The sequence below is a fragment of the Rhizobium sp. 01T444 genome, from assembly GCF_056398305.1.
In genome coordinates this window covers 1-572 of the sequence record NZ_JBFTPD010000319.1, presented here as the reverse complement: position 1 = coordinate 572, position 572 = coordinate 1, and the positions used below count along the sequence as shown (strand labels likewise).

Sequence of the window (572 nt, the reverse complement as noted above, 5' to 3'; positions counted from 1 at the left end):
GTGGTAGGGCCGCCAGTAGAGGTCCAGCCGTTCGCGGCGCTGCACTGCGTTGACGGCACAGCTCTCGCAATAGATCGATTCGCCGGTGAAGAAGCGCGTCAGGCATAGCTCGGTGTTGGACGCGCCTGGGTACATCGGCAGGTCGTCGGGCGACCGGTTCAAGTCGATGACGTAGCGCGAGAACTTCGGCTGGAGCACGCTCGCGCTGAGTTCGTCCGCGAATGCACAGGGCCGGTCGAGGTGCCAATCGGTGTCTTCCACCGCGAGTGCGCGCTCGACGTACGAGCCGCACAGAGCTTCCGGGAACTCGGTGCCCATGTGCGGGATGCTCACGAGCAGGGGCTGGCTGCCATTGCGCAAGGAAAAAGTCATGCGAGAAGTCCTGCGATGAAAGTGGCGCGCCGGGGATTCGCTCTGAGCGCATAGCAAAGTTCGGCGGGGTTCGCCGCGTCCCACAGGACGAAGTCAACGCGCAGACCGGCCGCGAGAACGCCGCGGTCAGCGAGGCCAAGGGCCTTCGCCGCGTTGCGCGTGACGCCGGCCAGCGCCTCCTGCGGCGTGAGGAGCAATAG

General features: G+C 65.7%; 2 protein-coding genes. Both read right to left on the bottom strand.

Annotation, left to right across the window (positions count from 1 at the left end):
* On the bottom strand, positions 1–372 hold a 372-nt coding region (locus AC1DTN_RS38695; protein ID WP_477925515.1), incomplete at its 3' end, for an N-formylglutamate amidohydrolase.
* Positions 369–572, bottom strand: a 204-nt coding sequence (locus tag AC1DTN_RS38690) for an amidohydrolase family protein (protein WP_477925514.1), incomplete at its 5' end; no start/stop codon positions are given. The genes AC1DTN_RS38690 and AC1DTN_RS38695, both read right to left, overlap by 4 nt.